This is a genomic window from Pseudochelatococcus contaminans, assembly GCF_014195635.1.
GTDB classification, from domain to species: domain Bacteria; phylum Pseudomonadota; class Alphaproteobacteria; order Rhizobiales; family Beijerinckiaceae; genus Pseudochelatococcus; species Pseudochelatococcus contaminans.
In genome coordinates, this window is record NZ_JACICC010000042.1 from 1 (window position 1) to 2,489 (window position 2,489).

General features: G+C 59.3%; 2 protein-coding genes. Both read left to right on the forward strand.

The genetic code is table 11. The features are described 5' to 3' along the window. The first annotated feature begins 112 nt into the window (after nt 1–112). The gene (istA, locus tag FHS81_RS18590; RefSeq protein ID WP_183755062.1) at nt 113–1,633 is read left to right on the forward strand and encodes an IS21 family transposase; all 1,521 of its coding nucleotides are present in this window, start codon (nt 113–115) and stop codon (nt 1,631–1,633) included. Then, nucleotides 1,623–2,417 carry an IS21-like element helper ATPase IstB gene (gene istB, locus FHS81_RS18595; RefSeq protein WP_183755064.1) on the forward strand — a complete coding sequence of 265 codons (795 nt, stop codon included), beginning with the start codon at nt 1,623–1,625 and terminating at the stop codon, nt 2,415–2,417. Before istA ends, istB begins: the two co-directional genes overlap by 11 nt. Nucleotides 2,418–2,489: the final 72 nt, after the last annotated feature.

Sequence of the window (2,489 nt, forward strand, 5' to 3'; positions counted from 1 at the left end):
TGTTGGTTTCCGCGCAGAACTGAGCCGGTTAGGCGCATAATTTCCATTGAGAATTGAGCCATGTGAACCTTCCCCCAACGCGAAGAGCGACGGGGGCAACGGAGTGATCCACATGGGACTTTTAAACATCATCCGTCGGATGGCGCTGCGTGAGAAGCTGTCGGTGCGCGAGATCAGCCGACGAACGGGACTGTCGCGTAATACGATCGCGAAGTATTTGAGCGCCGGTACGATCGAGCCGACGTTCACGGTACCGGAACGACCGAGCAAGCTTGATCCGTTCGCCGACAAACTCGCTGGCTGGCTGAAGACCGAGGCCGGGAGGTCACGCAAGCAGCGCCGAACGCTGAAGCAACTTCATGCCGATCTGATGGGTTTAGGCTTTACCGGCTCCTATGGCCGGGTCGCTGCATTCGCCCGTAAGTGGCGGGCTGAGCAGCAGACGGCCGGCCGCGGCATATTCGTTCCCCTGTCTTTCCGACCAGGCGAAGCATTCCAATTTGATTGGAGTGAGGACTATGCCGTGATCGGCGGCGAGCGCACGAAGCTTCAGGTCGCGCATATCAAGTTGGCGCACAGCCGGGCCTTTCTGGTCAGAGCCTACCTGCTGCAAACCCATGAGATGCTCTTCGACGCCCACTGGCACGGCTTCCGGGTCTTCGGCGGTGTGCCTGCGCGTGGAATTTATGACAACATGCGCACTGCGGTCGATCGCGTCGGTCGTGGCAAGGAACGACAGGTCAACGTCCGGTTCCAGGCGATGACGAACCACTACGTTTTTGTGCCTGAGTTCTGTAATCCCGCGGCAGGCTGGGAGAAGGGGCAGGTCGAGAAGAACGTCCAGGATGCCCGACCACGCTTATGGCAACAGATGCCGGACTTTGCGGACCTGGCGGCATTGAATGCCTGGCTGGAACAGCATTGCCAGGACCTGTGGCGGGAGACACCGCATGGCACCTTGCCCGGCACGATCGCAGATGTTTGGGCTGATGAGCGGGCAGCATTGATGACACTGCCTGCCGCGTTTGACGGCTTTGTCGAGCAAAGTAAACGGGTCTCACCCACCTGCCTGCTCACCTTCGAACGAAACCGCTATAGCGTGCCCGCATCGTTTGCCAACCGGCCTGTCAGCTTACGAATCTATCCCGAGCGCCTGGTCGTTGCCGCAGAGGGCAACGTTCTTTGCGAACATGTGCGGGTGATTGAGCGCAGTCACGACAAGCCGCCGCGGACGATTTACGACTGGCGGCATTACCTTGCCGTCATCCAACGCAAGCCCGGTGCCCTGCGCAATGGTGCACCCTTCCTGGAATTGCCGCTGGCCTTTCGACAACTGCAGGACCAGATGCTTCGCCGCCCCGGTGGTGATCGGGAGATGGCCGACATCCTTGCTCTCGTTCTTCATCACGACGAACAGGTCGTCCTTCGTGCTGTGGAACTGGCCCTGGATGCCGGCGTGGCAACCAAAACGCATGTGTTAAACCTGCTGCACCGTTTGATCGACGGCAAGACGACTGACGGTCCCGATGTCGACACACCACAGGCACTGACCTTGGCTCGCGAACCCAAGGCCAACGTCGAACGCTATGACGGGCTGCGTGTCCGGATCGTAGGAGGTCGCCATGCGTCATGATCCCGCCAGCGCCGCCGTCGTCATCATGCTGCGTAGTCTGAAGATGTATGGCATGGCCCAAGCGGTCACGGACCTGATCGAGCAAGGAGCGCCAGCGTTCGATGCGGCCGTGCCGATCCTGTCCCAATTGCTGAAGGCCGAGATGGCCGAGCGCGAGGTCCGTTCCATCGCCTATCACATGAAGGCTGCTCGCTTCCCAGCCTACAAGGACATCTCCGGGTTCGACTTCGCCGCCAGCGAGATCAACGAAGCAACAGTGCGCCAACTGCACCGATGCGAGTTCATGGACGGAGCACAAAATATCGTGCTCGTCGGCGGGCCCGGAACAGGAAAAACACATGTCGCGACCGCTCTCGGTGTCCAGGCGATCGAGCATCATCGCCGGAAGGTCCGCTTCTTCTCGACCATAGAATTGGTCAACGCTCTTGAGCAGGAGAAGGCCAAAGGCAAGGCAGGCCAGATCGCTGAGACGCTGGTTCGCCTCGATCTGCTCATCCTGGACGAATTGGGTTATCTTCCGTTCAGCGCGTCAGGGGGCGCATTGCTCTTCCACCTGCTGAGCAAGCTTTACGAGCGCACCAGCGTCATCATCACTACCAACCTCAGCTTCAGCGAATGGGCCACCGTCTTCGGCGACGCCAAGATGACGACCGCTTTGCTCGACCGCCTGACCCACCGTTGCCATATCCTCGAAACCGGAAATGACAGCTTCCGCTTCAAAGCCAGCTCGGCTGCCGCGGCACAGAAGAGAGGAGAAAAGAACAACCCATTGACCAAAGCCTGATCAGAAAACCATACTCAGAGGTGGCTCACTTCTCGGTGGAAAAACCGGCTCAGTTCCGCGTGGAAACCAACA

Excerpts from the sequence above, each read along its gene's own strand:
- istA (WP_183755062.1), top strand. The coding sequence starts at position 113 with ATGGGACTTTTAAACATCATCCGTCGGATGGCGCTGCGTGAGAAGCTG.
- istB (WP_183755064.1), top strand. The coding sequence starts at position 1,623 with ATGCGTCATGATCCCGCCAGCGCCGCCGTCGTCATCATGCTGCGTAGT.